This window comes from Stenotrophomonas sp. KH_052 (assembly GCF_057838755.1).
Genome location: NZ_CM174475.1, coordinates 4,342,925 through 4,368,311 on the forward strand (window position 1 = coordinate 4,342,925; position 25,387 = coordinate 4,368,311).

The 25,387-nt window shown below is 67.6% G+C and carries 23 protein-coding genes; 9 read left to right on the forward strand and 14 right to left on the reverse strand.

Features of this window, described 5'->3' with window-relative positions:
• Positions 1 to 57: 57 nt before the first annotated feature.
• The 6 genes from AC3ITW_RS19845 to AC3ITW_RS19870 all read right to left on the reverse strand — a co-directional run bounded on the left by AC3ITW_RS19845 (position 58) and on the right by AC3ITW_RS19870 (position 4,177).
• A complete protein-coding gene (locus AC3ITW_RS19845; RefSeq protein WP_006396514.1) occupies positions 58 to 315 on the reverse strand; it encodes a hypothetical protein in 258 nt (85 codons plus the stop codon).
• A 112-nt stretch (positions 316 to 427) separates the two neighbouring features.
• Entirely contained in the window at positions 428 to 766 is a 339-nt protein-coding gene (locus AC3ITW_RS19850; protein WP_489389865.1) for a DUF6616 family protein, read from the reverse strand.
• Between the two features lie 62 nt (positions 767 to 828).
• Positions 829 to 1,569 (reverse strand): DNA alkylation repair protein, encoded by a 741-nt coding sequence (locus tag AC3ITW_RS19855; protein ID WP_489389866.1) that lies wholly within the window; start codon positions 1,567 to 1,569, stop codon positions 829 to 831.
• Positions 1,566 to 2,066 carry a MarR family winged helix-turn-helix transcriptional regulator gene (locus AC3ITW_RS19860; RefSeq protein WP_032973275.1) on the reverse strand — a complete coding sequence of 167 codons (501 nt, stop codon included), beginning with the start codon at positions 2,064 to 2,066 and terminating at the stop codon, positions 1,566 to 1,568. Before AC3ITW_RS19860 ends, AC3ITW_RS19855 begins: the two co-directional genes overlap by 4 nt.
• 72 nt (positions 2,067 to 2,138) lie before the next feature.
• Positions 2,139 to 3,437: a sensor histidine kinase gene (locus AC3ITW_RS19865; RefSeq protein ID WP_489389867.1), complete on the reverse strand. Its 1,299-nt coding sequence runs from the start codon at positions 3,435 to 3,437 to the stop codon at positions 2,139 to 2,141.
• Between the two features lie 32 nt (positions 3,438 to 3,469).
• Positions 3,470 to 4,177, reverse strand: a complete 708-nt coding sequence (locus AC3ITW_RS19870) for a response regulator transcription factor (RefSeq protein ID WP_065723538.1) — start codon at positions 4,175 to 4,177, stop codon at positions 3,470 to 3,472.
• Positions 4,178 to 4,251: 74 nt separating this feature from the next.
• On the opposite strand from AC3ITW_RS19870, the gene AC3ITW_RS19875 reads away from it, so the two are divergent.
• Positions 4,252 to 5,211: a retropepsin-like aspartic protease gene (locus tag AC3ITW_RS19875; RefSeq protein ID WP_489389868.1), complete on the forward strand. Its 960-nt coding sequence runs from the start codon at positions 4,252 to 4,254 to the stop codon at positions 5,209 to 5,211.
• Positions 5,212 to 5,238: 27 nt separating this feature from the next.
• Here AC3ITW_RS19875 and AC3ITW_RS19880 read toward each other — a convergent pair whose 3' ends face one another.
• Together AC3ITW_RS19880 and AC3ITW_RS19885 are read right to left on the reverse strand one after the other, a co-directional pair.
• Complete coding sequence (locus tag AC3ITW_RS19880) at positions 5,239 to 6,267, reverse strand: LLM class oxidoreductase (protein ID WP_489389869.1); 1,029 nt, start codon at positions 6,265 to 6,267, stop codon at positions 5,239 to 5,241.
• 13 nt (positions 6,268 to 6,280) lie between these two features.
• The gene (locus AC3ITW_RS19885) at positions 6,281 to 6,916 is read right to left on the reverse strand and encodes a glutathione S-transferase family protein (RefSeq protein ID WP_006396593.1); all 636 of its coding nucleotides are present in this window, start codon (positions 6,914 to 6,916) and stop codon (positions 6,281 to 6,283) included.
• A 248-nt stretch (positions 6,917 to 7,164) separates the two neighbouring features.
• Between AC3ITW_RS19885 and AC3ITW_RS19890 the strand changes: the two genes are divergently transcribed.
• Complete coding sequence (locus AC3ITW_RS19890) at positions 7,165 to 8,052, forward strand: LysR substrate-binding domain-containing protein (RefSeq protein ID WP_065723542.1); 888 nt, start codon at positions 7,165 to 7,167, stop codon at positions 8,050 to 8,052.
• 30 nt (positions 8,053 to 8,082) lie between these two features.
• Here AC3ITW_RS19890 and AC3ITW_RS19895 read toward each other — a convergent pair whose 3' ends face one another.
• The 3 genes from AC3ITW_RS19895 to AC3ITW_RS19905 all read right to left on the reverse strand — a co-directional run bounded on the left by AC3ITW_RS19895 (position 8,083) and on the right by AC3ITW_RS19905 (position 10,846).
• Positions 8,083 to 8,694: a DUF6445 family protein gene (locus AC3ITW_RS19895; protein WP_485617926.1), complete on the reverse strand. Its 612-nt coding sequence runs from the start codon at positions 8,692 to 8,694 to the stop codon at positions 8,083 to 8,085.
• Between the two features lie 133 nt (positions 8,695 to 8,827).
• On the reverse strand, positions 8,828 to 10,477 hold the full coding sequence (gene groL, locus AC3ITW_RS19900) for a chaperonin GroEL (protein WP_012512251.1): 1,650 nt from the start codon (positions 10,475 to 10,477) through the stop codon (positions 8,828 to 8,830).
• Between the two features lie 81 nt (positions 10,478 to 10,558).
• Positions 10,559 to 10,846, reverse strand: a complete 288-nt coding sequence (locus AC3ITW_RS19905) for a co-chaperone GroES (protein WP_006396661.1) — start codon at positions 10,844 to 10,846, stop codon at positions 10,559 to 10,561.
• A gap of 351 nt (positions 10,847 to 11,197) precedes the next feature.
• Here AC3ITW_RS19905 and AC3ITW_RS19910 point away from each other — a divergent pair, with 351 nt between their 5' ends.
• From AC3ITW_RS19910 to AC3ITW_RS19930, 5 genes are all read left to right on the forward strand, one after another.
• Complete coding sequence (locus tag AC3ITW_RS19910) at positions 11,198 to 12,988, forward strand: endonuclease (RefSeq protein WP_012512252.1); 1,791 nt, start codon at positions 11,198 to 11,200, stop codon at positions 12,986 to 12,988.
• Between the two features lie 68 nt (positions 12,989 to 13,056).
• Complete coding sequence (gene cutA / locus AC3ITW_RS19915; protein ID WP_006396762.1) at positions 13,057 to 13,395, forward strand: divalent-cation tolerance protein CutA; 339 nt, start codon at positions 13,057 to 13,059, stop codon at positions 13,393 to 13,395.
• On the forward strand, positions 13,392 to 15,776 hold the full coding sequence (locus AC3ITW_RS19920; protein WP_489389870.1) for a protein-disulfide reductase DsbD family protein: 2,385 nt from the start codon (positions 13,392 to 13,394) through the stop codon (positions 15,774 to 15,776). The genes cutA and AC3ITW_RS19920 overlap by 4 nt, the downstream gene beginning before the upstream one ends.
• Positions 15,773 to 16,336 (forward strand): TlpA family protein disulfide reductase, encoded by a 564-nt coding sequence (locus AC3ITW_RS19925; RefSeq protein WP_012512254.1) that lies wholly within the window; start codon positions 15,773 to 15,775, stop codon positions 16,334 to 16,336. The genes AC3ITW_RS19920 and AC3ITW_RS19925 overlap by 4 nt, the downstream gene beginning before the upstream one ends.
• Before the next feature lie 680 nt (positions 16,337 to 17,016).
• Positions 17,017 to 19,539: a PepSY domain-containing protein gene (locus AC3ITW_RS19930; RefSeq protein WP_489389871.1), complete on the forward strand. Its 2,523-nt coding sequence runs from the start codon at positions 17,017 to 17,019 to the stop codon at positions 19,537 to 19,539.
• A gap of 78 nt (positions 19,540 to 19,617) precedes the next feature.
• Here AC3ITW_RS19930 and AC3ITW_RS19935 read toward each other — a convergent pair whose 3' ends face one another.
• Positions 19,618 to 22,155: a methyl-accepting chemotaxis protein gene (locus AC3ITW_RS19935; RefSeq protein WP_489389872.1), complete on the reverse strand. Its 2,538-nt coding sequence runs from the start codon at positions 22,153 to 22,155 to the stop codon at positions 19,618 to 19,620.
• Between the two features lie 203 nt (positions 22,156 to 22,358).
• Between AC3ITW_RS19935 and AC3ITW_RS19940 the strand changes: the two genes are divergently transcribed.
• On the forward strand, positions 22,359 to 23,198 hold the full coding sequence (locus AC3ITW_RS19940) for an arylamine N-acetyltransferase family protein (protein WP_489389873.1): 840 nt from the start codon (positions 22,359 to 22,361) through the stop codon (positions 23,196 to 23,198).
• A 66-nt stretch (positions 23,199 to 23,264) separates the two neighbouring features.
• Here the strand turns inward: AC3ITW_RS19940 and AC3ITW_RS19945 are convergent, their stop codons facing one another.
• The gene (locus AC3ITW_RS19945) at positions 23,265 to 23,636 is read right to left on the reverse strand and encodes a VOC family protein (protein ID WP_012512258.1); all 372 of its coding nucleotides are present in this window, start codon (positions 23,634 to 23,636) and stop codon (positions 23,265 to 23,267) included.
• 82 nt (positions 23,637 to 23,718) lie between these two features.
• On the opposite strand from AC3ITW_RS19945, the gene AC3ITW_RS19950 reads away from it, so the two are divergent.
• Positions 23,719 to 24,435 (forward strand): transporter substrate-binding domain-containing protein, encoded by a 717-nt coding sequence (locus AC3ITW_RS19950; RefSeq protein ID WP_100435330.1) that lies wholly within the window; start codon positions 23,719 to 23,721, stop codon positions 24,433 to 24,435.
• A gap of 34 nt (positions 24,436 to 24,469) precedes the next feature.
• Here AC3ITW_RS19950 and AC3ITW_RS19955 read toward each other — a convergent pair whose 3' ends face one another.
• The gene (locus tag AC3ITW_RS19955; RefSeq protein WP_006397123.1) at positions 24,470 to 25,369 is read right to left on the reverse strand and encodes a LysR substrate-binding domain-containing protein; all 900 of its coding nucleotides are present in this window, start codon (positions 25,367 to 25,369) and stop codon (positions 24,470 to 24,472) included.
• Between the last annotated feature and the right edge of the window lie 18 nt (positions 25,370 to 25,387).

The window sequence follows — 25,387 nt, forward strand, 5'->3', positions numbered from 1 at the left end:
CGGTTCAGCGATGGGCCCGCCTGGGACGACTACGCGGCGGAACGCATGCAAAGTCGCTCATCTGCCATGCACTTCCACGTCCAGCAGCAGGCCTTCATGGATGTCCGCCCAGCGCTCCAGCACGCGGTCCAGCTCCTGCCTGGCTTCGTCCAGCTGCTCGGGGTTGAGCAGGGAGCGCGCGGTGTAGAGATCGGAGACCAGCTGCCGCAGGGTCGCTTCCGGAATGGCCACCGACGGCCCCTCCTGCCCCGGCAACTGCAACGCCGGGCTGTCACCAAGAGGGCCGAACAGCGTGACCTGGAGCTTGCTCTGCATGATCAACTTCCCTGCGGACGGACATGGGCAATGCACTGTTTACCGTGTCTGGGTGACAGGCGCATGTGCCATCCATGCCGTGGGCTGGGCTATGCGAGCGCTCTTCGCGCCGCTACAACGCAGCCAGATCAGCCAGATGCTGGGCCATGTCGTCCACCGCGCCCACCGCCTGGGTGGTGGTGAAGTAGTCGTGCCAGCCGGTGGCGGCGATGCCCGCCACCAGCGCGTCGGTCTCCTCGCGGCTGGCGCAGCACCAGACTGCATAGAACTGCTCACCACTGCCGTGCGGTACGCCCGTGGCAATGCGGCCCATCGCCAGCGGCGTGATGCGGGCTGGATCGAACTGCTGCATACCGGCGCCGATGCGGGCGAAGAAGGCATTCCGCTGCTCGGGCGGGAGTGTGGTCCAGGCAGGTGTGGCGGTATAGAGCTCAATGAAGGTGTGGGACATGAGGTTCTTCCTTGAGGTTTACGAGGTTGCGGGGTTGCGGGGTTGCCGGCCAGCGGCCGGCACTACCGGAACGAGCGCAGTGCGCGCTTGCGGATGTAGGCGTTGGCGGCGCTGTCGTGTTCGCGCTGCCAGCGTGTGCAGAGATCACGCAGCCACTGTGGCTGCGTCTTGCCAGCATCGTTGAGCCAGTTGCCAACCGAATCCTGCACATAGCGTTCGGGATCGTCGGCGAGTGCTTCCAGCACCGGCAACGCATGTTCCGGATGCTGCTTGAACAGCGCGATATGCGTGGCCCAGACGCCACGCGGGCGCAGCGCCTCGCAGGCAAAGCGACGCAGGTACGGCGATGCGTCCAGCGTCCACGGCTGGAGGTGCTCAAGCGCCTGCATCGGCGCAGCAACGATGTCGGCACGCAATGCCAGCCACGCCCATTCGCGCACGCCGAAGTGCGGGTCATCGGCCAGCGGTCGCATCGCCTGCAGCTTCGTTGCCAGCGTTGTAGAGGCATCGCTGCCGATCAGATAGCAGGCCCAGCCACGCACGGTGTCGGAGCTGTGAGCCTGCCAGAGCGCAGGCGCGCCCTGCCCCGCCCCGCGCAGCAGCTGTGCGGCCAAATCCATGCGCTGGGTGATGCCCTTGTCCGCAGCGTCGCGCATGCGTTGCAGCACCTCCGGTGCAAGCGCGGGGGCTACCACCTGCAGCAGCGCAGCGAAGTCCACTGCAAGGCACTCGGCCAGATGGGTCGTCGCGACGCTGCCACTGTTGAGCGCACACAGGCGCTCTGCGGCGATGGCACCGCTCATGCCGCAGTCTGACGCCCGGCGTCGGTGTGCTGCCAGACCTTGTGCAGCAACTGCGAAAGCTGCCGCTGTTCACTCGCCTCCAGGCCATTGAACAGTCCACCGATCCATTGCGTGTGCTGGTCGAACAATGACTCGGCCAGGCGCGCGCCCTTTGCGGTCAGCACGATCTGCAGGCGGCGACCATCCTCGGCATCGCTGCGACGCTGCAGCAGGCCTTCGCGCTGCAGGCCATCGAGCAGGCCGCTGATGGTGGCGCGGGTGACGCCTGCACGCTCGGCAAGTTCATGCGGCGGCAGCGTGCCACCGGCACCGTGCAGCAGGAACAGCACGATGAAGCGCCCCTCGCTGAGACCCTGTGGCGCCAGACGTGTGGCGCAGTCGCGATCGATCGACGATGACAGCGACAGCAGCTGGAAGCACAGGTGCAGCTGCGCGACGTTGGCATGGCCTCGTCGCTGTGCCTCGTCCAGCAAGGCATGGTGCTTGGCTTCGATCATCATTCATATCCATATACTTAGGCGCCTAATTATAAATCAGGAAGATGATGTCCAGTCAATCGACATGCGATGTCAGGAGGCCGATCCCAGCACCAGGCGTGCGATCAATCCCCCTCCGTCACGCTGCAGCAGCTGCAGTTCACCCGCATGCCGTCGTGCCACGTTGGCGGCGACGGCCAGACCGAGGCCGGTCCCGCCGGTGGCACGACTGCGCGAGCTTTCGCTGCGCTGGAAGGGTTGCAGCAGGCGCACGCGATCGGCCTCGGCGATGCCCGGTCCGCGATCCATCACGTCCAGCTGCACGCGATTACCTACCATGGCAACCCGCAGGTGCACGGCACCGGCATAGCGAGCGGCGTTGTCGATGAGGTTGTCGATGGCCCGCCGCAGCAGGAGCGCATCCCCCTGCCACGGCAGCACGTCCGGTCCCTCTGCAGAGATATCGACACCGCGCAGCAAGGCGCTCTGCACGCATTCCTCCAGCAACGCGGCCACGTCCAGTGCTCGCAACTCCAGCGGTTGCAGCTCCCCGCGCGCGTAATCGAGCACCTGCTCGATCATCGTGTCCATGCGCTCGATGTCGGCCACCATCCGCGCTGCCTGTGGCGGCGGTGCAAACTCCGCACGCAGGCGCAGGCCGGTCAGCGGCGTGCGCAGGTCGTGCGCCACGGCCGCCAGCATGCGGGTCATGTCCTGCGCCTGGTCGCGCAGGCGCTCACGACCGCTGCTGATCGCTGCGGCCAGCACCTGCACCTCGCGTGGGCCATCGTCCGGCAGCGGCGTCCCGTCCTGCAGGTCAACCCGCGCACTGGCTTCGGCCAGCCGGCGCAGGGGCCGTCCGATGCGGAGCGACGCCCAGGCCGCCAGCGGTGCCAACAGCACCGTGCCGGCCAACAGTGCAAGCAGAACCTGACCGCGCCAGGCCGCCAGATCACTGTGATCGCTGCCGACCACCTGCCAGCGATCATCGGCCTGGCGCACACCCAGCTCGAACGGCGGCCACTGCATGGCGGTCAGCAGGGCAGCCTGTGACGTCAGCACCCCGGCACGCCCTGAAGCATCCAGCACCGTGCCGCCCTCGATGACCTGCACATCGGGGGCCTTGCCCTGCCCGGTCCAGACCAGGCGCACGTGATCCACCGGTACACCCAGCTGCAAGGCGGCCAGCTCCGTCAGCCAATCGCTGCTGCGGCCTTCCGGTGCCGAACTGACGACGGATAGATGCAGCCCCAGCGGCGCCGCCGCCTGTTCCCCCCGCAGCACCTGCAGGGCCTGGTCCAGGCGCATCGGCGGCGGCGCCGGTCGTGGCATCCAGCCCACCACCGCGACGCTGACCAGGGTGGCCAGCAGCAGGCTGGTGAGGGCCAGCATCGCGATCCAGCGCGCAGTGGACCAACGGGCACTCACAGCACCTGGACCTCGGCATCGAAGCGATAGCCCTCGCCACGCAATGTCTGTACCAGGGCTTCAGCGCCGGGCGCGGCCTGCCCCAGCTTGCGACGCAGGCGGCTGATTGCCAGGTCGATGGCACGATCCACGCTGTCGCTCGGCTCGCTGCGGCTCAGCTGCAGCAGCTGCTCGCGCGCCAACACCCGCCCTGGACGTTCGGCCAGCACCAGCAGAAGAGAGAACTCACCACGGCTCAGTACCAGCTCCGCTCCATCCGGTGCGATCAGGCGGCGCTGTTCGGGCAGCAGCCGCCAGCCGGCGAAGCGCAGCTCACTCGCCACCTGGGTGCGCAGCTTGTCCTGCCGACGCAGCAGCGCACGCACCCTTGCCAGCAGCTCACGCGGATCGAACGGCTTGGCCAGGTAATCATCCGCGCCCATTTCCAGACCGATCACCCGGTCCGGGGCACTGCCCATCGCCGACAGCATCAGGATCGGGATGGCCCGTGCCTGCAGCCGGCGGCAGACCGACAGGCCATCCTCGCCGGGCATCATCCAGTCGAGGATGATCACGTCCGGACGTTCGGCCTGCAGCAGCATATCCAACGCCATGGCACCGGCCGCCACGCGCACCTGGTAGCCATGCAGCAGCAGGCAGTCGGCGATGGCGTCTCGGATGCTGGCGTCGTCATCGACGACGATGACCCGGGCGGGAGCGTTCATGTGCTCAGTATCAGCCAGCTGTGTATCAGGACGGTATCAACGCCGATATTCCCGCGATACGCCCGTGCCCGCCAATGGTCTCTCCACCCTCACTGCGGAGACATCCCGTGCGCCTCACCCTGCTTCCCCTGCTTGCTGCCTCGCTGCCTGCGCTGGCGGCCGATGCTCCCGAACACGTACTGCCGATGTGGATGCAGGGGGGGCATCCAGCCGTGGCTGTCTCGCTGGACGGGCGTGCCGAACCACTGCGTTTCGTGGTCGACAGTGCGGCCGGTGCAACCCTGGTGGATGACCGTGTGGCCCGGCGCTATGGCCTGGAAGACACCGATGCGGCGGTTTCGCATGCCCAGGGTGCCAGCGCAAACGCGGCCGCGCTGCGGAGGATGCGCGCCACGTCCTGGCGGCTGGGCAGCTGGCAGCTGCAGGCCAGCGGCACGCAGGCCGACCTGTCCTCGTTGGCGAAGGATGATGAAGCGGCCATTGATGGCCTGGTCGGCAACGACCTGACCGGGCGCTGGGACACGCGTTGGGACTTCGGCCGTGGCGAGCTTGCCTTGTGGACGCCGGGGCGTCTCGCGCTGGATGGAAACGGCTGCCAGGCCAATGCCCTGCCCGATCGCAGTGCCGGCCTGCGCCAGTTCGGCTTCATCACGCTGGCGCTGGGCGAGACCGGTGTGGAAGCCATCGCCGTGGTCGATACCGGCGCGGCGCAGACCGTGCTCAATGCCGAAGCCGCCCGTGCGCTGGGCGTGCGCACCGACGGCAGCGACATCCGCGTGCGGGTACGAGAGAAGGGCACCGAGGGCCTGGGCGGCGGGAAGCAGGCCACCTGGCTGTACACCCTGCCGAGCATGACCAGCGCTGGCTGGCGGCATCCACCGATGGAAGTCCGGATCAGTGAACTGCCCGTGTTCAAGGCGATCGGCCTCGAGACACGACCCGCGCTGATTCTCGGCGCCGACGCCATGCAGGGTGGACAGGTGGACATCAGCGCCGGGGCGTCACGCATCTGCCTGCGCCGGCCGGACCGCTGAGCGCCGGCCGACGCCATTCCTACTGTGCTACCAGTCCATCACCCGCGGCGCCGGCCCCGGGTGCGACGGGAACAATGGCAGCACCTCTTCGGCCAGTTCCTGCAGCACCTCATCTGCGGGCCGCTCGGCGAACTGGATGCCCAGCGCGGCGTGGTTGACGCCTGCCCGCTGCCAGGCCTGCAGCAGGTCGATCAGGCCCTTGCGGCCGGTGCGCAGAGTATAGCCCCCCTGCAGCGGCGTGCGTGGATGATCCGGGTCATCCACCAGGTCGATCCATTCGTTGGTCACGTGCGGGCGGAAGCCGCCGTCCGGGATCAGCGCGCGCCACGCGCGGATCTTCGCGGCCAGCCGTTGCGGACCGGCATCGTCATGGGTGGCCTCGGGATAGGTCAACCAGCCATCGGCATGCTGGCCGATCCACTCCAGCGGCTGGCGTGCGCCACCGGTGACAACCAGCGGAATGCGGCCACTGACCGTGGGCGGCAGCAACTGCACGCCCTGCTCGGCCCAGGCATGCGTCATCCGCCCGTCCGCGCCCGGCTGCAGCCAACGCCGCATCTCACCCATCGCGCTGGCGAAGCGCTCACCGCGCGCCGCGTGCTCCAGTCCGTAGGCGGGAAACTCCAGCGGACGATCACCGGAAGCAACGCCCATCACCAGGCGCCCACCGGACAGCTGATCGATCGACGCTGCGGCCTTGGCCAGATCGATCGGGTGGCGCAGCGGCAACACCACGCTGCCGGTGGCCAGCGCTACGCGCTGCGTGCGCGCCGCCAGCCATGCAAGGTAAGTGAACGGGTCGAACAGCTGCCCCGCATCTCCGAACATCGGGTCGTACAGCGGCACATCACGCACCCACACCGCAGCAAAGCCGTGGCGGTCGATGTCCTCCACCAGCCGCGCCTGGCCCTGCAGCACGGCCATGTCACCCTGATAGAAGCGCAATGGCAGGTAGATGCCCAGGGTCAGTGCATCGGCGCGGAACATGCGCTGGTAGCCCGGGTGCGTGGCAAAGGCCGGGGCCGACGCACCCGGCATCACGATGGCGTCGTTCATGAGCGTCGTCTCCTTACGGGCCGGTGGCCGGTTCGGGCAGCTGCACGCCGCGCTGTACCGCAGGGCGTGCGGCAACGCGCGCGTACCACGCGCTCAGATGGCGATGCTGCGAGATATCGATATCGATGATGTGGGCGATATGCAGCCAGCCGAAGTGGGCGATGTCGGCGATCGAGTACTGGTCACCGGCCAGCCACTCGCGCCCGTGCAGGCGCTGGTCGAGCACGGCGAACAGATCGTCGCTCAACCTTCGATAGCGTTCGATTGCGGCCATGTCGGGCCGTTGTGCGAAGTACTCGAAGTGCACGCGCTGGCCGAGGATCGGGCCGACGCTGGCGGCATGGAACATCAACCAGGTCAATGCCTGCCAGCGTGCAGACGGCTCGGAAGGCAACAACGCGTTGCCCTGCTCAGCCAGGTACATCAGGATCGCCGCGGATTCGAAAATGACGATGCCACGCGCGCGATCCTCCAGCACCGGGATGCGGCCATGCGGATTGAGCCGCAGGAATTCGGGATGTCGGTGCTCGCCTTCGTCGATGCGGACGTGATGCAGGCGATACGGCAGGCCCAGTTCTTCCAGCGCGATGGTGGCCTTGAAGCCATTGGGCGAGCTGTCGGTGTACAGGTGCAGCGAAGGTTCGTTCATGGGGTTCCTGGACGGCAGGGAGCGACGGCACGCGCCAGCCTTCGATGCACGAGGGCCGACGATGCGGAAACAGGCGCTGCAGCAGCCGTGCAGGCAGTCTAGGAAAAGCCGGCGTGGCGTGGAAACGATGTCTTCTGCACGGGGAGTTGAGCCTGGCTCAACTTGCGAGGCAGGTGCGCGACAGCCTGCGCCACGGCCGATATGCTGTCGCCGCGCGGTGGATGCCGGCGAAGCAACGGGAGAATGGAATGGGTGCGGTCTTGCCGCTGCTGGGCCTGCGGGCCTTTGTTGAAACCGGCCGCCACGGCAGCCTGACCGCTGCCGCCGAAGCGATGGGTGTGACACCCGGCGCAATCAGCCAGCAGCTGCGGCAGCTGCAGGAACGCCTGGGCGTGAACCTGTTCGATCGCACCCGTCATGGCGTGGTGCTCAGCGCGGCGGGCGCGCGCGTGTACCCGGAACTGCTGCTGGCTTTCGAGCAGATCGCACAGAGCCTGCAGACACTCGAACGCTGGGAAACGCGGCGCACGCTGCGTATCAGCGCCGCACCCAGTTTCGCCGCGCAATGGCTGGCGCCACGCCTGGGCGAATTCAGCGCGCTGCAACCGCAGGTGGACGTGCAGCTCGATGCCAGCCCGGCGCTGGCCGACCTGCGCCGCGATGGCGTGGACATCGCGATCCGCCACGGGCTGGGGCGCTACCCCGGCCTGCATGCCGAGCATCTGCTGGCGCCGGTGCTGCTGCCAGTGGCCAGCCCTGCGCTGCTTTCCAGCGCCCCCGCCGTGGGCACCGTGCAGGATTGCCTGCAGCTGCCGCTGCTGCAGGATGCCGATCGCAGCGACTGGCGACTGTGGTTCCAGGCACTGGGTCTGGCAACCGATGATCGACTTGAGCGCGGCCCTGCTTTTGACGACGACCTGTTGCTGATCCGTGCGGCGGTGGCCGGGCAAGGCATCGCGCTGGTACGCGACATCCATGCGGCCGAAGAACTGGCCAATGGGCACCTGCAGGTGGTGATCGACCAGCCATGGCCGCAGGCCTTCGCCTACTACGCAGTGACGCGCGCCGATGCAGATGGCAATCCGGCGCTGCCTGCCTTCCTGGCGTGGTTGCGCGCAGCGCTGCAGGGCCACTAGATCCACGCCATGCGTGGATGATTCCCCCGCTTACCGCGCCTGCTCGAAGAACATCAGGTACACCAGCCGGCCGTTGTCCGGACGGTCACCGAATGCCGGACCGGCGGTGTGCCAGAACCAGGGCCGCAGCAGCACCAGGCGGTTGAAGCGCATCGGGATGCGCATCGTCATCTCCCACTGGCTGTCGTGGCTGCTGTCGCGCTCGATGATGTCGCGGTGCATGTCGCCGCCACTGGCATAGCCCAACGCGGCCAGCTCGCTGGCGTCCAGGGCCATCCGTTCGGTGTTGGTGCGGCGATGACGGAAGAACTCGGTGCCGCCCTCGCAGTGCTCTGGTGCGCTCAGGTAGAGAATGCCGGACCAGTGCGAGTGATCGGTGTGCACTTTCGCGCGGCCGACATCCCCGGCCAGGGTCAGACGGAATTTGCCATGCGACTGCAGTGGGTTGACCGGTCGCAACGGTTCATTGACCAGCCGCGACGCAGCTTCGGACAGGCCGTCCAGCTCCAGCCGCTCCAGTGAGTTGCGACCGGGGAATGCACCTTCCTGCGCCGGGTAGGTCAGGCCCAGTGCCGCCTGGCGCAGCCCCTGCGCATCGGCCGGGGAGAGGAAGTCGTCAACGACAATGAACGAGGTAGGCATGGTCACCGAGCGTAGCGATGCGCTGCCGTGGCGGCAACCTGGCAACGAAAAACCCCGCCTTGCGGCGGGGTTCTTCAGTGCAGCAGGGAAGCGTGCCGACCAGGGTCGGCAGCTACCGGTGCAGGCGCGGACCTTAGAAGTCCATGCCGCCCATGCCACCCATGCCGCCCATGCCACCGGCGCCACCCATGGCCGGCTCGTCCTTCTTCGGAGCTTCGGCAACCATGGCTTCGGTGGTGATCATCAGGCCAGCGATCGAAGCTGCGTTCTGCAGCGCCGAACGGGTCACCTTGGTCGGGTCCAGGATGCCGAACTGCAGCATGTCACCGAACTCGCCGGTGGCGGCGTTGTAGCCGAAGCTGCCGGTGCCTTCCTTGACCTTGTTGACGATGACCGACGGCTCTTCGCCGGCGTTGGCGACGATCTCGCGCAGCGGGGCTTCCATCGCGCGCAGGGCGATCTGGATGCCGTGGTTCTGGTCTTCGTTGGCACCCTTCAGACCAGCCAGCGCGGAGACCGCACGGACCAGGGCAACGCCGCCGCCCGGGACCACGCCTTCTTCAACGGCTGCACGGGTGGCGTGCAGGGCGTCGTCGACGCGGTCCTTCTTTTCCTTCATTTCGATTTCGGTCGAGGCACCGACCTTGATCACGGCAACGCCGCCGGCCAGCTTGGCCACGCGTTCCTGCAGCTTCTCGCGGTCGTAATCCGAGGAGGTGTCCTGGATCTGGGTCTTGATCTGCGCAACGCGCGAATCGACCGCAGCCTTGTCACCCACGCCATCGATGATGGTGGTGTTTTCCTTGGAGACCTGCACCTTCTTGGCGCGGCCGAGATCCTTGATGGTGGCCTTTTCCAGCGACAGGCCCACTTCTTCGGAGATCACGGTGCCGCCGGTCAGCACGGCCATGTCTTCCAGCATCGCCTTGCGACGGTCGCCGAAGCCCGGAGCCTTGACGGCCACGACCTTGACGATGCCACGGATGGTGTTGACCACCAGGGTCGCCAGCGCTTCGCCTTCGACTTCTTCAGCGACGATCAGCAGCGGCTTGCCGGCCTTGGCGACGCCTTCCAGCACCGGCAGCAGGTCACGGACGTTGGAGATCTTCTTGTCGTGCAGCAGGATGAACGGGTCATCCAGATCAGCGGTCTGCGACTGCTGGTTGTTGATGAAGTACGGGGACAGGTAGCCGCGGTCGAACTGCATGCCCTTGACCACGTCCAGCTCGTTGTCCAGGCCCGAGCCCTCTTCAACGGTGATCACGCCTTCCTTGCCGACTTCCTTCATCGCGTCAGCGATGATCTGGCCGATCGACTCGTCCGAGTTGGCCGAGATGGTGCCGACCTGGGCGATCGCCTTGTCGTCAGCGGTCGGCTTGGAGATGCTCTTCAGCTCGTTGACGGCGGCCACGACGGCCTTGTCGATACCGCGCTTGAGGTCCATCGGGTTCATGCCGGCGGCAACAGCCTTGGCACCTTCGCGGATCAGGGCCTGGGCCAGCACGGTGGCGGTGGTGGTGCCGTCGCCAGCGTCGTCGTTGGTGCGGGAAGCAACTTCCTTCACCATCTGCGCGCCCATGTTCTCGAACTTGTCAGCCAGTTCGATTTCCTTGGCGACGGAGACGCCGTCCTTGGTGATGGTCGGAGCGCCGAAGCTCTTTTCCAGCACGACGTTGCGGCCCTTCGGGCCCAGGGTGGCCTTGACGGCATTGGCGAGAACGTTGACGCCGCGCACCATGCGCGAACGGGCGTCTTCACCGAAACGAATATCCTTGGCAGCCATTGCGATTACCTCGATGTTTGCGCCGGGCCGGGCCCGGCGACGAAAAGGGATGTCTTACAGAAAAGCAGGTCGCGCCGAGGCTCAGCCGATGACGGCGAGCACGTCGTCTTCGCGCAGGACCTTGTACTCGACGCCTTCGCTCTTGTACGAGCTGCCGGCGTACTGGCCGTAGATGACCTTGTCACCAACCTTCAGGGACGGCGCACGCACGCTGCCGTTGTCCAGCGGCTTGCCCGGGCCCACGGCCACGACTTCACCCTTGGTGGACTTTTCCTTGGCCGAATCCGGAATGACGATGCCACCGGCGGAGATTTCGTCGGCTTCGATCGGCTTGACCACAACGCGGTCGTGCAGCGGCTTGATGCTCATGAGAGACCTCTTAAGTTATTGATTGGTCTAAAAAAGTCCGGCGATGTTAGCAGTCACACCAGGCGAGTGCCAGCAACGCGCGTGAAAAAGCCCGACAAGTCGGGAGCACGACAGAGATGGAGACCTCCACAGGCCTTTCAAGGGCCGATCCCGAAATTTTTCTCCGGGCCCGGAAACCTCCTTCCCTGCGTGGACGCCTGTATAGGGATGCAGCGCCGCAAGCCAAGGGGGGAATAGGTGACATTTGGTGACCAATGTCCCACTGTCAGATATCTGACGTTCATTTACGACAAAGTGTCACTGGATCGGCCTTAGGCTCGGCCGCGCATTCCCAATCACAAGGAGTAGTCGATGCGATTGCTGTCCCCGCTTGCCGCTGCCTGCCTGCTTGCACTGGCCGCCGCGCCGGCCCAGGCCGAGGTCTTCATCAACGAACTGCACTACGACGACAGCACCGCCGCCGGCGACGTCGGCGAAGCGATCGAGGTCGTGGCCACAGCCGGTGAGGATCTGTCCGGCTACCGCCTGTACCTCTACAACGGCAGCAATCCGTCGGCGGCCGTGGTCTACGCCAACAACCCCGTGCCTGCCGGTACCGCTGCAGGCTGCGGCAGCGCCAGCATCGCCGTGGTCACCTACCCGACCAACGGCCTGCAGAACGGCCCGAACGATGGCATTGCCCTGGTCGACGCCAGCGGCAAGGTGGTCCAGTTCCTCAGCTACGAGGGCGCCATCACCGCGTCCGGCGGCCCCGCGGCCGGCATGACCAGCCAGAACATTCCGGTGGCCGAGACCAACAGCACGGCCCCGGGCACCTCGCTGCAGCTGACCGGCAGTGGCAGCCAGTACGCCCACTTCACCTGGGCCGAGTCGGCCAGGCAGACCTTCGGCAGCTGCAACAACGGCCAGACCTTCAGCGGTGGCGGCACCCCGGGCCCGAACACGCCGCCGTCGGTGTCCACCACCACCCCGGCCCAGGGCAGCAGCACCTTCCCCGCCGCCGCCGACCTGGAAGTGGTGTTCAGCGAGACCGTGAACCTGGCCAGCGGCGCGTTCGCCCTGAGCTGCGGCACTTCCGGCAGCGTGCCGCTGACCTTCCCGTCCAGCGGCCGCAGCGTGAAGCTGTCCACCAACACTGCACTGGTGGCCGGTGAAGCCTGCCGCTTCGACATCCGCGCCGCGCGCATCACCGACCTGCAGGGCGCACACCCGGCCGCCGACAGCCGCATCGCCTTCACCGTGGCCAGCACCGGTGGCAATCCGGACCCGGGCAACCCGGGCGTGCCGGCCGGTTACTACTCCAAGGTCAACACCAGCAGCCCCAGCCAGCTGCGCTGCTCGCTGCACGCCACCATCAAGGGCCACACCGCCTACCCGTACAGCGGCTCGGGCACCAGCACCTGGACCATCCTGGAGATCGCCGACGAGGATCCGAACAACAGCGGCAGGATCCTGGATGCGTACCGCAACCGCAGCTACGCCAAGGTGACCGATCGCGCCGGCAGCGGCGGCGGCCTGAAGTACAACCGTGAGCATACCTGGCCGAACTCGCTGGGCTTTGCCAGCACCACCGGCGACAAGGGCCTGCCGTACGCCCCGTACACCGACACCCACATGCTGTACCTGACTGACGCACAGTGGAACGCCGACCGCGGCAACAAGCCGTTCGGCAAGTGCGACGCCAACTGCGGCGAGCGTGCCACCGAGGCCAACAACGGCCAGGGCGGCGGCAGCGGTGGCTATCCGGGCAACTCGAACTGGGTACGCACCCCGGACGGCAACGGCGGCACCTTTGAAGTATGGGGTGCACGCAAGGGCGACATGGCGCGTGCGGTGCTGTACATGGCCATCCGCTACGAAGGCGGCAAGGATGCGGCCACCGGCCAGTCCGAGCCGGACCTGGAGCTGACCGACGACCGCAGCAAGATCGTCAAGACCAGCAGCTCGCCGGCCTACATGGGCCTGCTGTCGACGCTGATCGACTGGCACCTGGCCGACCCGCCGAGTGCTGCGGAACGCGCCCGCAACGACGTGGTCTACAGCTTCCAGGGCAACCGCAACCCGTTCATCGACCACCCCGAGTGGGCCACCCCGGCCCTGTTCACCTCGGCCAAGCCGGCCACCTGCCAGCTGGCCAACTGACCGCGCAACGCAGCGGTCCACTGCCGCCGCCGGGCCCTGACCCGGCGGCGGCCCTATACTCGACGGTCATGTCGACCGTCGATCCCGTCCTGCTGCTGTTGACCACCTGCCCGGACCGGGCCAGTGCCGAGCGCATCGCGCACGCGCTGGTTGGCGAGCGCCTGGCCGCGTGCGTCACACGACTGGAGGGCGCGCAGTCGACCTACCGCTGGCAGGGCGAAGTCACCACCGACACCGAACTGCAGCTGCTGGTGAAGACCACCGCGAGCCGCGTCGATGACGCAATCGCCCGGATCGTCGAACTGCATCCGTATGAACTCCCGGAGTGCATCGCGGTCGAAACCCGGGCCGGCCTGCCGGCGTATCTGGACTGGATCCGGGCACAGACCCGGGAGGACACTGATTGAAGACTTTGTTTGCGCGTGGCGCCGCCCTGTGCGCCCTGTTGTGGCTCTCGCTGCCGGCCTTCGCGCTGGATGAGAAGGACCTGCTGCCGGTGGACCAGGCGTTCGCGCTGACCGCGACCGCCCCCGAACGCGGCCAGGTGCAGCTGCAGTTCAAGATCGCGCCGGGCTACTACCTGTATCGCCACCGCACCAGCGTCAAGGCCGACCCGGCCTTCAACGCCGGCGCGCTGCAGATGCCCAAGGGCGACAAGCACCACGACGATTTCTTCGGCGAGGTTGAAACCTATCGCGAGCGGCTGCAGGCCACCCTGCCCGGCGCACCGACCGATGCAGCCGGCACCATCAGCCTGGAAGTGCGTTACCAGGGCTGCGCCGACGCCGGTGTCTGCTATCCGCCGCAGAAGCGCGTGGTGCAGGTCACCCTGCCCGGCGGCGGTGCACAGGCGGCGGCCCCGGCCGCACGCCCCGGTGCGGCCAGCCCGTTCAACAACCCGCTGGCCGGTGCCGGCAACAGCGGCGGCCTGCGCCTGCCGGGTGCAGCCAGCAACAGCCAGGCGCTGCCACTGCCGTCGGAGCAGGCATTCGGCTTCGATGCCATTGCCAGCGATGGCAACACCCTGCTGCTGCGCTTCAGCCCGGCGCCGGGCTACTACCTGTATCGCGACCGCACCTCGCTGAAACTCGAAGGCAGCGCCGGCGTGCTGGCCGACAAGCCGCGATGGCCGGCCGCACAGTCGCATCGCGACGAGCACTTCGGCGATGTCTCGGTGTACTTCAACCAGGTGGAGGTGCCGCTGCCGCTGCGCCGTTCTGTCGCCGACGCGGTCGACAGCACCCTGGTAGTGACCTTCCAGGGTTGCCAGACCGATGGCATCTGCTACCCGCCGATGACGCGCCGGGTGAAGCTGTCGATCCCGGCCGGCAGGATCAACGCCAGCGCCGACCAAGCGCCGCCGCGCAGCGAGGTGATCAGCCCGTTGCCGACCGCTACCAATGCTCCGCGCGAGGCTGCCAATGGCGCGCCGCTGCGCCTGCTGCCGACCGTGCCCAATACGGATGCAACGGCCCCGGTCGCAGCAGGTGACGGCGCTGCCAGCAGTGAATTCGCCGCCGATGCACAGGGTGACAACGCACTGCGCACGCGCCCGCCGGCGACCACGCCGAACCCGGACCGCTCGTTCCTGTGGGTCCTGCTGCTGGCCCTGGCCGGCGGCCTAGTGCTGAACCTGATGCCGTGTGTGCTGCCGATCCTGTCGCTGAAGGTGCTCGGCCTGGCACAGAGCGGTGAAAGCCCGCAGCGCGCGCGCAGCCATGCGCTCTGGTACACGCTGGGCGTGCTGGTCGCGTTCGCGGTGATCGGTGCGTTGATGGTCGGCCTGCGCGCGATCGGCAACGCGGTCGGCATCGGCTTCCAGCTGCAGCACCCGGGCGTGGTGGCCGCACTGGCCTACGTCATGTTCGCAGTGGGCCTGAGCCTGTCCGGGGTGTTCACCCTCGGCGGTGGCCTCGGCAACCTCGGCCAGTCGCTGGCCAGCCGCAGCGGCCCGGCCGGAGACTTCTTCACCGGTGCGCTGGCCTGCGTGGTCGGCAGCGCCTGCGTCGGCCCGTTCATGGGCGGCGCGGTGGCCTATGCATTCATCGCAACGCCGCTGCAGGCGATGACTGTGTTCCTGTTCCTCGGCCTCGGCCTGGCCCTGCCGTTCCTGCTGATCGGCTTCGTGCCGGCGCTGGCACGCCGCCTGCCCAAGCCGGGCCCGTGGATGGAAACGCTCAAGCACGTGCTGGCTTTCCCGATGTATGCCACCGCGCTGTGGCTGCTGTGGGTGCTGGGCAAGCAGCGCGGCGTGGACGGCATGTCGCTGGTGCTGGGTGGCCTGCTGCTGTTCGCTTTCGGCCTGTGGCTGTTCGAACGCAACCGTTGGACCGGCCCGCGTGCCGTTGCCCTGCTGGGCGTGCTGCTGGCCATCGCCGCACTGGTGCCGGCCTGGGGCGTCACCCAGTTGGCGCCGCCAGCGCGCGCCGCACAGGCGGCCACCGACAACGTGGTCGAGTACTCGCCGCAGCTGCTGGACCGCCTGCGCGCCGACAAGCGCGTGGTGTTCGTCAACATGACCGCCGACTGGTGCGTGAGCTGCAAGGCCAACGAGCGCGCGGTGCTGTCGCGGCCGGAGTTCAAGGAACTGCTCAAGCGCACCAATGCGGTGTACATGCGCGGTGACTACACCAATGTCGATCCGCAGATCACCACCTTCCTGGAAGAGCACAAGGCCGTGGGCGTGCCGCTGTACGTGGTGTATGGCCCCGGCGCGCCGCCGACCGTGCTGCCGACCCTGCTGACCCAGGCGGTGGTCGAGGAAGCGCTGCTGCGCACCGCACGATGAAATGGCAACGGCCAGCGCTGCTGTGGACAGCGGTGCTGGCCGCCGGCCTCGGCCTGTGGGCCGGGTACCGGCTGGCACCAACGCCGACTGCACCTGCCGCAGCGCCGGTCGCTTCCCCTGCCGCCCCCGCGACGCCTGCGCTGCAGGTGGGTGACCCACTGCCTGTTCTGACGCTGCCGGATCTCGAGGGCCGACCGCTCGACCTGCACCAGCACTTCGCCGGTCGCCCGCTGCTGATCAATGTCTGGGCCAGCTGGTGCGCCCCCTGCGTGGAAGAGATGCCGGAGCTGGCACGCTTTGCCCATACCCAGGGCAGCGAAGGCGTGCAGGTGCTGGGCCTGGCATTGGATACGCCGGAAGACGTGCGCCGCTTCCTGCAGCAGGTACCGGTGGACTACCCGATCGTGATCGAGACCCCGGGCCCGCGCGACGCCAGCGTGCAGCTGGGCAATACGCAGGGACTGCTGCCCTACAGCGTGCTGTTCGATGCGCAGGGGCGATTGCAGAAGGCGAAGCTGGGACCGTTCGCCCACGGCGAGATCGACAGCTGGGTGAAGTGAGGGTTCGGCAGGGTTGCACCCTGCACCTGCCGAGGCCACAGCAACAGCCAAAGCGGCCCTGCAGTGCTGAGAATTGGGCGGGGCGGTGTGAGGCTGCAGGACACGCCGTAAACCCGTCCATGGGGGCTCGATGGCGCCATCCATGGCGCCAACGGTCCTGCAGCCCCACACCGCCCCACCCCCGACAGATTCCCGGTGCTTTTCGGTAGGTGTCGACCTTGGTCGACACATCCGTCAGATATCGAATGAAATTCTGGGGTCAGATCCCCAAGAGCATTTCCAACAGATCGCGGAAATCTGTCGAAGGCGGGGTGGGTCCGGTTGTGGGGGCGTGAGCCGCATGGGCCCGAGGCATGCCTCGGGCGGGTTGGGCAGGACGCCCAACCCCGGTCTTGTCGTGTGCGCAGGACAGCGCACACGAGCAAGCGGCGACCGAGCTTACATGGACGTACTTGCAGCGGCCCCCGCAACCGGCCCCACCCCGGCCTCCCCCAGGAAACCCGCTTCTGCTTCGGCTGTTGCACTTGCCGTGGCTTGAAGGCCTCTGCAGGTGCCGGGCGCCGCCCGGCCGATACCCCCCTGCTTGACCACAGCCGGAGCGCCACGGAGAATTCCGCGACTAATTCTCATTTGCTGTTGCGCAGGATGCGGGCGGCAGCCTTCCAGGCCCTCCTCCTTCGATGTTCAAGAACGTCCTGTTCCAACTGCACTGGCTGCTGGGCATCACCGCTGGTGCCGTACTGGCCGTGATGGGCCTCAGCGGCGCCGTGCTGTCCTTCGAGGACGAACTGCTGCGTGCCGCCAATCCCGGCTTCGCCGCGATCGCCGAGCACCATGCCGATGGCCAGCCACCGCTGGCGTTGAGCGAGCTGATGCCTTTGCTCCAGGCCGGCAGTGAGCGTCCCCTGCAGCGCCTGCGGATCGACGCCACCGGCCAGCGGCCCTCGGTGGCGCGGTTTGCCGGAGGCAAGGAACACTGGGTGTACTTCGATCCGTACAGCGGTGAGCGCTTCAGTGCCCTGCGCGGTCAGGCCTTCTTCGACTTCATCGAAGACCTGCATCGGCACCTCGCTGCCGGCGAGCGGGGCAAATGGATCACCGGCAGCTGTGCGATCGCGCTACTGTTCTTCACCCTCTCCGGTCTCTACCTGCGCTGGCCCCGGCGCTGGTGGCACTGGCGCAGCTGGTTGGCGGTGGAGTGGAAGCGCAGCGGCCGTGGCTTCCTGTGGAGCCTGCACTCGGTGGTCGGCACCTGGGTGCTGCTGATCTACCTGATGAGTGCGTTGACCGGCCTGTGGTGGTCGTTCGACTGGTACCGCAGTGCCGCCAACACGCTGCTGGGCGTGACTCCGGCTGCGAAGCTCAAGGTTGCCGCCGACGCGGCACTGGACCTGGATCGCATCGAGGCCACGCTGTATGCATTACCGGGCGCGCGCAACGGGTACATCGACCTGCGCCTGCCGGAGAAGCCCGGGCAACCGCTCAATGTGCGCGTGATGGCCGGTGATCCGGCGCAGCGCGGCGGCCACCACGATCGCGCACATGACCTGCTGCAGCTGGACCCGGCCAGCGGTGCGATCCTCGATGCCCGCCCGTATGCAGGCCAGGGCGCCGGTGGACAGCTGGCCACCAGCGTGTTCGCGCTGCACTCGGGCAGCTACTTCGGCGTGCCCGGGCGCGTGGTGGTGATGCTCAGCAGCCTGGGCATGAGCCTGTTCTTCATCACCGGCTGGATGCTCTACCTGGACCGCCGCCGCAGCCAACGCACCGCGCGTGGGCTTCGCCAGTCGCTGCCGGTAACCACTGGCGATGGCAGCAACACACCCTGGCTTGTGGCGCACGCCAGCCAGAGCGGGCTGGGCGAGCAGCTGGCCTGGCGCGCAGCCGCGCAGCTGCAGGCCGCCGGGCACACGGTGCAGGTGTTGCCATTGGCTCGCGTTGACGCCACGCAGCTGGGGCGTACTGCGCATGCCCTGCTCGTGCTGAGCACTTTCGGCGACGGCGAACCACCGGATGCGGCGCGACGCGCTTCGCGGCTGCTGCTCGCACAGCGCGTGGACCTGTCGGGCCTGCAGTTCGGCCTGCTCGCATTGGGTGATCGCCAGTACCCGCACTACTGCGGTTTCGGCCGCCAGGTCGATGCCTGGCTGATCGGCAACGGCGCGCGCCCGCTGTTCGAGCGCATCGATGTCGATGCCGCCTCGGTACCGTCCCTGCGCCAGTGGCAGCAGCAGCTGGGCGCGTTGACCGGCATCACCACCGATGACAGCGTGCTGCCGGCTGCCACGCAGATGCATGACTGGCGCCTGCTCAGCCGCGACCGTCTCAATCCTGGCAGTATCGGTGGCGCGATCTGGCGTATCCGTCTTGCCGCGCCCACCGAGGTGCAGTGGCAGGCCGGTGACATTCTGCATCTCGCACCCCGCCACCATGCAGGGCACGCCAGTGCGGTGCTGAAGGCGCATGGGCTGGATCCACTGCAACCGCTGCTGGTGGAGGGCAACCCGCGCACGCTGTTGGCCCTGGCCAGCGAGCGCGAGCTGCCCGATGCGGACGCCGCGCTGGCGGTGCAGGATGCCTGCTTGTGGCTGCGCGGACTGCCGTTGCTGCCGGGCCGCGAGTATTCGATCGCCTCGTGCACCGATGACGGCGCAGTGGAACTGGTGGTGCGCCTGGTACATGACGCAGCCGGTCGTGCCGGACTGGGTTCGGGGTGGCTGTCACTGCATGCACCGATCGGCGCCAGCATCATCGCCCGCGTGCACCGCAATCCCGGATTCCATCGCGTGCCGGGCGCGCCGATGCTGCTGATCGGCAACGGCACCGGCATCGCTGGCCTGCGCAGCCTGTTGCGCGAAGCCTCGCATGCCGGCGAGCACGGGCATTGGCTGCTGTTTGGCGAACGCCAGCGCGCGCATGACTTCCTGTTTTCCGAGGAAATCGAGGCCTGGCAGGCCGATGGCCATCTGTCGCGGGTGGACCTGGCGTTCTCGCGCGATGGCGACGGTGGCTACGTGCAGGACCGACTGCACGCCGCAGCCGATGCGCTGCGCGACTGGATGCAACGTGGCGCGGTGATCCATGTCTGCGGTTCGCTGCAGGGCATGGCCGAAGGCGTGGACCAGGTACTGCGCGCTGCGCTGGGTGATGAGGCAGTGGAGACGCTGTTGGAAAGCGGGCGCTACCGGCGCGACGTGTATTGAGCCATCTCGCCGGGCATGGCCCGGCGCTACCGTTTCAATCTGCCTCGGGTAGCGCCGGGCCATGCCCGGCGACCGCGGTCATGCCGCGCGCGCTGTCTGCCGCACCGGCTGCAGCTGGAACGCCCCCACCGCCTCGGCCAAGGCATGCACCTGCGCCTGCATCTGTGCGGTCGAAGCGCCGGCCTCTTCCACCAGGCTGGCGTTGCGCTGGGTGCTGGCCTCCATCTGCACGATGGTCTGGTTCACCTGCGCGATGCCGGCATGCTGGTCCTGCGACGCGTTGCGGATGCCGGCCAGCAGGTCAGCCAGCTGCTGCACGCTGCCGACAATCTCGCCCATCGTGGTGCCAGCCTGTTCAGCCTGCTGGTTGCCTTGCCCGACACGCGCCACCGAATCCTCGATCAGCCCCTTGATCTGCTTGGCCGCCTCGGCGCTGCGCTGTGCCAGCAGGCGCACTTCGGCGGCCACTACAGCGAAGCTGCGACCCTGCTCTCCGGCGCGCGCCGCTTCCACCGCCGCATTGAGCGCAAGGATATTGGTCTGGAAGGCGATGCCATCGATCAACTGGGTGATGTCACCGATGCGTCGCGAGGCTTCGCTGATGCCGTGCATGGTCGCCACCACCTGGCCGACGGCCTCACCACCTCGTCGTGCCACCGTCGCTGCGCCCTGCACCAGTGCATCGGCGCGGCCTGCGGCGTCGGCGTTGCGGCCGACCGTGTCGGTCAGCTCATGCATCGACGCTGCGGTCTCTTCAAGGTTGGCCGCCTGCTGCTCGGTGCGCTGTGACAGATCGTGGTGACCGGCAACAATCTCGCCAACACCCGTATCCAGACTGGACGTAGCCTGCTGGATGCGGGTGACAATGCGGCCCAGCTGCGCCACGGTGGCATTGGCATCGTCGCGCATGCGTGCGAACACGCCCTGCAGATCGCCCTCCATGCGCACGCTGAGGTCACCGCGTGCCAGCGCGGCCAGCAATGCCTGCAGATCGCCGAGGTTGGTTTCGAAGGTCGCCAGAAGCCGGTTGATGCTGGTCGACAGCGTACGCACGAAGCCTTGCTTGCCGTCCAGCGCGATGCGCCCGTGCAGGTCACCATGTGCAGCGGCATCGACCAGTGCCGCGACCTCGGTTTCCAGCAGGGTTTCCAGCGCCCGGCTGCGCCATTCCACCGCAACACCGAGGAAATGGCCCTCGTCGATGATGGCGTTGGCGATCAACTGGTAGCGCACGCCGGCGTGGCCGATCTCGCGCTCCTCGCGCTGGCGCACGCCGGCCAGGCTGGCCAACGCCGGATGCAGGCGCACCGCATCGCTGCCCACCAGCTCCTCGGCCTGCAGATCCAGCAGCTGCAGCAGCGCAGGGTTGGCATAAGCCACCTGGCCTTCGGCATCGACCACCATCAGGCCGGTCTGTGCGCTGTCCAATGCCTGTCGCACGCGGGTATTGCCGCGCGCTACCGCACGCTCGGTTTCGATACGCGCGCGCAGGCGCTGCTGCATGTCGACCAGGCGCTGGGCCAGCTGGCCGATTTCATCGTTGGCGTTGTAGACGCGCAGTGTGGTGTCCAAGCGGTCGTCGGCAATGTCGCTGGCGAAGCGCAGGGTGTCCTGGATCGGCTGGCGTACCGCGCGCAGCACCAGTACCAGACTGGTGATCAGCACACCGGCAACCAGCAGCAGGGTCAGTGCGAACAGCACGCTCATGGTGCGTGCCCCGGACTGCTGGCGCGCCTGTGCCTTTCCCAGCGCGGCGACCTGGGCCTGCTGGAAGGCGGCCAGCGCCGGTGCGACGCTGGCCGCAGTGTCCAGCAGCGACTGCGCTTCCACATCCAGGCCGACGCGGGCCGCGGTGTAGCCCAGCAGCGCGACCTGATAGTTGTCCATGCCGGTGCGCACGGCTTCCTGCACATCGGTGGGCAGGCCCACCAGTGCGAGGTCGAACGGCAGCTTCTCCTCGCTGGCACGGTCGGCATGCACGGAATCGCCATCAAGCAGCAGCAGTGCTTCCTGTCGGCGCATCTTCTGCAGGGACAGCGCCAACGACGGCCGCTGCAGCGCATCCACCTGCGCCTGCAGGGTGTCAGCGGCCTGCTGCAGCTGCGCAGCGAGGCCGGCATCGCCACGACCCATCTCATCGACGCGCTCGAACAGGGCGGCCACACCCTGCGAGAAGGCGCCGGCGGCTTCGGTCAGCGCCTGCAGCGCCTTGCGCCGTCCGGCATCCATCGGTATCGCGCGCAGCGCCTGCAGATCGGCCTGCAGCGCCTTCTGCGTCGCCAGCAACTGCGCGCGGTCGGCATCGTCGAAACTGCGTGCATACTGAGTCTGCAGACGACGCGCCTCGGCCACCCGCGTGGCAAGGCTCGCGGCCAGATCGCTGCCGTGCTGGTAGCTGGCCTGGCTGTGCGCTGCCTGCGTGCTGGCATGGCCGGTCCAGGCGTAGACGGCGGCGATCGCGATCAGGCCCAGGCCACAGACCCACAGGGTCGCCTTGAGCTTGTTGGCCACGCTGAGCCGGTGCGGCTGCAGCCACAGCAGCAGGCCGGGGGACGCCGAGCGCAACGCGGCAAGCCGCATGCGCAGGGACCGGAGGTGGGGAACAACGGCCGACATGACAGACTCCAGGCGGAAGGACGCACCTATATCGGCTGGATATGGAGCAACTTTAGGGCTTTTTTGGTTCAGTCCCACCGATTGCTGGCGGACGCGGCCTTTGTACCCGGCATAGGCGACGGGGGGATGACACCCGCGCAGTGCTTGACCTCAACCCCGGTTGGGGGAGCACAGTGGACCTCCCTCCCCCGACTGGTGCCCGCATGACGACGCTCGATGTCACCCGCTACCTGCAGCGGCTTCAGCTGGATGCGCCACCGCCGTTGACACTGGCCGGCCTGACCCTGCTGCAGCAGCGCCACAACGCACTGCTGCCGTTCGAGACCCTCAGCTGCCTGCTGCGCGATGCCGTGCCGATCGACCTGGACAGCGTGCAGCGCAAGCTGCTGGACGAACGCCGCGGCGGCTATTGCTTCGAGTTGAATGGCGGCCTGCTGGCGCTGCTGCAAGCGCTGGGCTTCGATGCGCGGCCACTGAGCGCGCGCGTGCTGCTGGCGGCAAAGGACGGCGAGCTGACGGCGCGCACCCACCTGCTGCTGCGCGTGCAGGTGGAGGGGGATGACTGGCTGGTGGACGCCGGCTTCGGCAGCCTGACCCCGACCATACCTCTGCGCCTGCACGATGCGCAGCCACAGGCCACACCGCACGAGCGCTATCTGCTGCAGCGGCTGCCCAACGACGGAGATTTCGTGCTCTCTGCCGAATCCAACGAGGGCTGGCGGGCGATGTATCGCTTCGACCTGCAGGCGCCGGCGCCGATCGACAACGTGGTGGGCAACTGGTACGTGTGCACCCATCCGGATTCGAGCTTCCCCGGCCAGCTGCGCGCGTCGCTGACCGGACCGGACTGGCGCCGCACCATCGGTAGCGGCAACTACACCGAATACCGGCCCGGGCAGGCACCGGACAAGCGTCCGCTGCATGATGTTGGCGACGTGCGCGAGGTGTTGCAGCAGCGCTTTAGCATGCAGCTGCCGGACGACCCGCGGCTGGACCCGGCGATCAACGATTGGTTGCAGCGCTCGCGTGCCGCGACGCTGTAGAGCCGAGCCTACGCTCGGCTGAGGCCTTTTCGCGATTGCCAACAGCAGCCGAGCATAGGCTCGGCTCTACAGAATCCTGTGCGCCTGCAACGCAATGCGGTTGCCTTCGCTGTCGCGGATCTCGGCCACGCGCCAGTCGCCGGCATCGGCGGGGCCGAAACGTAGTTCGGCTCCAGCCTGCAATGCTCGCTCGAGGCTGGCATCAAGGTCATCGACCCCGATGTAGATGCGCGCGCCCTGTTCTGACGGCCGGTAGTCCGCCCCCTGCACCAGCGCCATGCTGGCCCCTGCCGCTTCATCGGCGAATGGCAGGTAGGCCATCCGGCAATCGTGCAGCAGGATCGGTTCGTCCACCTGCACCTGCAACCACTGCTGGTAGAAGGTGATGGCACGGGCCAGGTCACTGGACGGGATCTCGACATGCAGGATCGGGTTCATCCGCGCAGGATAACCGGACGCTGACATCGCCTGCGCAGCAGCACTGGCATGCTGGACGCCCCCCTGTTCCGCGGAGCCCTGCATGTCCCTGGCCGATCATCGAAGCACACTGGCACCGCAGGGTTTCCTGCGCGTGGCGATCAACCTGGGCAATCCGGTGCTGGCGCAGGGCGATGCACGCTCACCGCGCGGCCCCTCGCTGGAACTGGCCACAGCGTTGGCGCAGCGGATCGGCGTGCAGGCACGTTTCACCTGCCACGACGCAGCGGCGTCGGTAGTCGCCGCAGCAACCGAAGATGCCTGGGACCTGGCCTTCCTGGCCATTGATCCGGCGCGGGCCGACCGCATCGCCTTCAGTGCCCCATACGTGGAGATCGAAGGCACCTACCTGGTGCGCGAGGACAGCCCTGCGCAACAGGTGGCCGACCTGGACCGCGACGGCCTGCGCATCGCGGTGGGGCGTGGTGCGGCCTACGACCTGTTCCTCAGCCGCGAGCTGCGCCACGCCATGATCGAGCGAGCGGACACTTCGGCGGCCGCCATCACCCTGTTCGATCAGCAGCGTCTGGATGCCGCCGCCGGTGTACGCCAACCGCTGCAAGCATGGGTGCAGATGCATCCCGACCACCGCGTGCTGGCCGACCGTTTCACCGCGATCCAGCAGGCGGTGGCGGCGCCAGCCTCACGCCCCGCCGACGCGCTGCAGGCGTTGTTCGAGGAGGTGGAAGCGATCAAGGCAGGCCCATTGCTGGCTGAAGCATTCGCCCGCGCCGGACAGGCGGTCACGCTGGTGCGATGACTGTAGAGCACAAGCAGTCGAACATGGCTCGACGCTACAAATGCGCGTCTGCCATGTGCCGCACGTGCTCGGCGGCCTGCGCATGCAACCAGTCGCGGAAGGCGAGAAAACCACGATGACTGGCAGAGCGCTGCGGGTACACCAGCCAGTGCGGCCAGGCGGTCTTCAGGCGCTGGCTGGACAGCGCGACCAGCTGGCCGGAGTCGAGCAGCAAGCGCGCCCGGGTCACACGTCCCAGCGCCACGCCCACGCCATCCAGTGCGGCGCGATGATGCGCTTCCGAATCATCCAGCACCGCTACGAAGCGCGGCGGTGGGCTCTGCCCGCTCAAGGCGAACCACGCGCCCCACGCGCCGTCGGGATCACCCAGCAGTGGCCACTGGGTCAGCGGCACACGGTCGATACCGCCCATGCGTTCGATCAGCGCCGGGCTGGCCATCGGCAGCAGCCACTCGTCAAACAAGGGCTCCACCACCAGCCCCGGCCAGTGCCCGCTGCCCAGCCGCAACGCCGCATCGAACTGCCGCTGCCGCTCGAAATCGATCAGGCGTTCACTCGACTGCAGGTTGATCTCGATCTGCGGGTGCGCAGCGACGAAATGTCCCAGCCGCGGCACCAGCCACGCCGAGGCCATGGATGGCACCGCGCTGATCGTCAGCACGTGCTCGGCACGCGCCGCATAGGGCTGGAAGGCGTCATTGATCGCATCCAGATGCGGACCGACCTGGTCGAGCAGGCGCTGCCCTTCCAGGGTGAGGGTGACGCCACGTGGCTGGCGGATCAGCAGCGGCTGCCCGAGTCGCTCCTCCAGCTGGCGCATCTGGTGGCTGAGTGCGCTGACGGTCAGGTTCATCGACGCCGCGGCACGCGACAGGTTGCCCAGCCGGGCGGCAGCCACGAAACCCTGCAGGGCATGGAGGGGTGGGCGGGACATCAGGCTTGAATTCCTCTC

What these genes read in the sequence shown, in the direction of transcription:
- AC3ITW_RS19845 (WP_006396514.1), bottom strand. Translation starts at nt 315, where the DNA reads ATGCAGAGCAAGCTCCAGGTCACGCTGTTCGGCCCTCTTGGTGACAGC.
- AC3ITW_RS19850 (WP_489389865.1), bottom strand. Translation starts at nt 766, where the DNA reads ATGTCCCACACCTTCATTGAGCTCTATACCGCCACACCTGCCTGGACC.
- AC3ITW_RS19855 (WP_489389866.1), bottom strand. Translation starts at nt 1,569, where the DNA reads ATGAGCGGTGCCATCGCCGCAGAGCGCCTGTGTGCGCTCAACAGTGGC.
- AC3ITW_RS19860 (WP_032973275.1), bottom strand. Translation starts at nt 2,066, where the DNA reads ATGATCGAAGCCAAGCACCATGCCTTGCTGGACGAGGCACAGCGACGA.
- AC3ITW_RS19865 (WP_489389867.1), bottom strand. Translation starts at nt 3,437, where the DNA reads ATGCTGGCCCTCACCAGCCTGCTGCTGGCCACCCTGGTCAGCGTCGCG.
- AC3ITW_RS19870 (WP_065723538.1), bottom strand. Translation starts at nt 4,177, where the DNA reads ATGAACGCTCCCGCCCGGGTCATCGTCGTCGATGACGACGCCAGCATC.
- AC3ITW_RS19875 (WP_489389868.1), top strand. Translation starts at nt 4,252, where the DNA reads ATGGTCTCTCCACCCTCACTGCGGAGACATCCCGTGCGCCTCACCCTG.
- AC3ITW_RS19880 (WP_489389869.1), bottom strand. Translation starts at nt 6,267, where the DNA reads ATGAACGACGCCATCGTGATGCCGGGTGCGTCGGCCCCGGCCTTTGCC.
- AC3ITW_RS19885 (WP_006396593.1), bottom strand. Translation starts at nt 6,916, where the DNA reads ATGAACGAACCTTCGCTGCACCTGTACACCGACAGCTCGCCCAATGGC.
- AC3ITW_RS19890 (WP_065723542.1), top strand. Translation starts at nt 7,165, where the DNA reads ATGGGTGCGGTCTTGCCGCTGCTGGGCCTGCGGGCCTTTGTTGAAACC.
- AC3ITW_RS19895 (WP_485617926.1), bottom strand. Translation starts at nt 8,694, where the DNA reads ATGCCTACCTCGTTCATTGTCGTTGACGACTTCCTCTCCCCGGCCGAT.
- groL (WP_012512251.1), bottom strand. Translation starts at nt 10,477, where the DNA reads ATGGCTGCCAAGGATATTCGTTTCGGTGAAGACGCCCGTTCGCGCATG.
- AC3ITW_RS19905 (WP_006396661.1), bottom strand. Translation starts at nt 10,846, where the DNA reads ATGAGCATCAAGCCGCTGCACGACCGCGTTGTGGTCAAGCCGATCGAA.
- AC3ITW_RS19910 (WP_012512252.1), top strand. Translation starts at nt 11,198, where the DNA reads ATGCGATTGCTGTCCCCGCTTGCCGCTGCCTGCCTGCTTGCACTGGCC.
- cutA (WP_006396762.1), top strand. Translation starts at nt 13,057, where the DNA reads ATGTCGACCGTCGATCCCGTCCTGCTGCTGTTGACCACCTGCCCGGAC.
- AC3ITW_RS19925 (WP_012512254.1), top strand. Translation starts at nt 15,773, where the DNA reads ATGAAATGGCAACGGCCAGCGCTGCTGTGGACAGCGGTGCTGGCCGCC.
- AC3ITW_RS19930 (WP_489389871.1), top strand. Translation starts at nt 17,017, where the DNA reads ATGTTCAAGAACGTCCTGTTCCAACTGCACTGGCTGCTGGGCATCACC.
- AC3ITW_RS19935 (WP_489389872.1), bottom strand. Translation starts at nt 22,155, where the DNA reads ATGTCGGCCGTTGTTCCCCACCTCCGGTCCCTGCGCATGCGGCTTGCC.
- AC3ITW_RS19940 (WP_489389873.1), top strand. Translation starts at nt 22,359, where the DNA reads ATGACGACGCTCGATGTCACCCGCTACCTGCAGCGGCTTCAGCTGGAT.
- AC3ITW_RS19945 (WP_012512258.1), bottom strand. Translation starts at nt 23,636, where the DNA reads ATGAACCCGATCCTGCATGTCGAGATCCCGTCCAGTGACCTGGCCCGT.
- AC3ITW_RS19950 (WP_100435330.1), top strand. Translation starts at nt 23,719, where the DNA reads ATGTCCCTGGCCGATCATCGAAGCACACTGGCACCGCAGGGTTTCCTG.
- AC3ITW_RS19955 (WP_006397123.1), bottom strand. Translation starts at nt 25,369, where the DNA reads ATGTCCCGCCCACCCCTCCATGCCCTGCAGGGTTTCGTGGCTGCCGCC.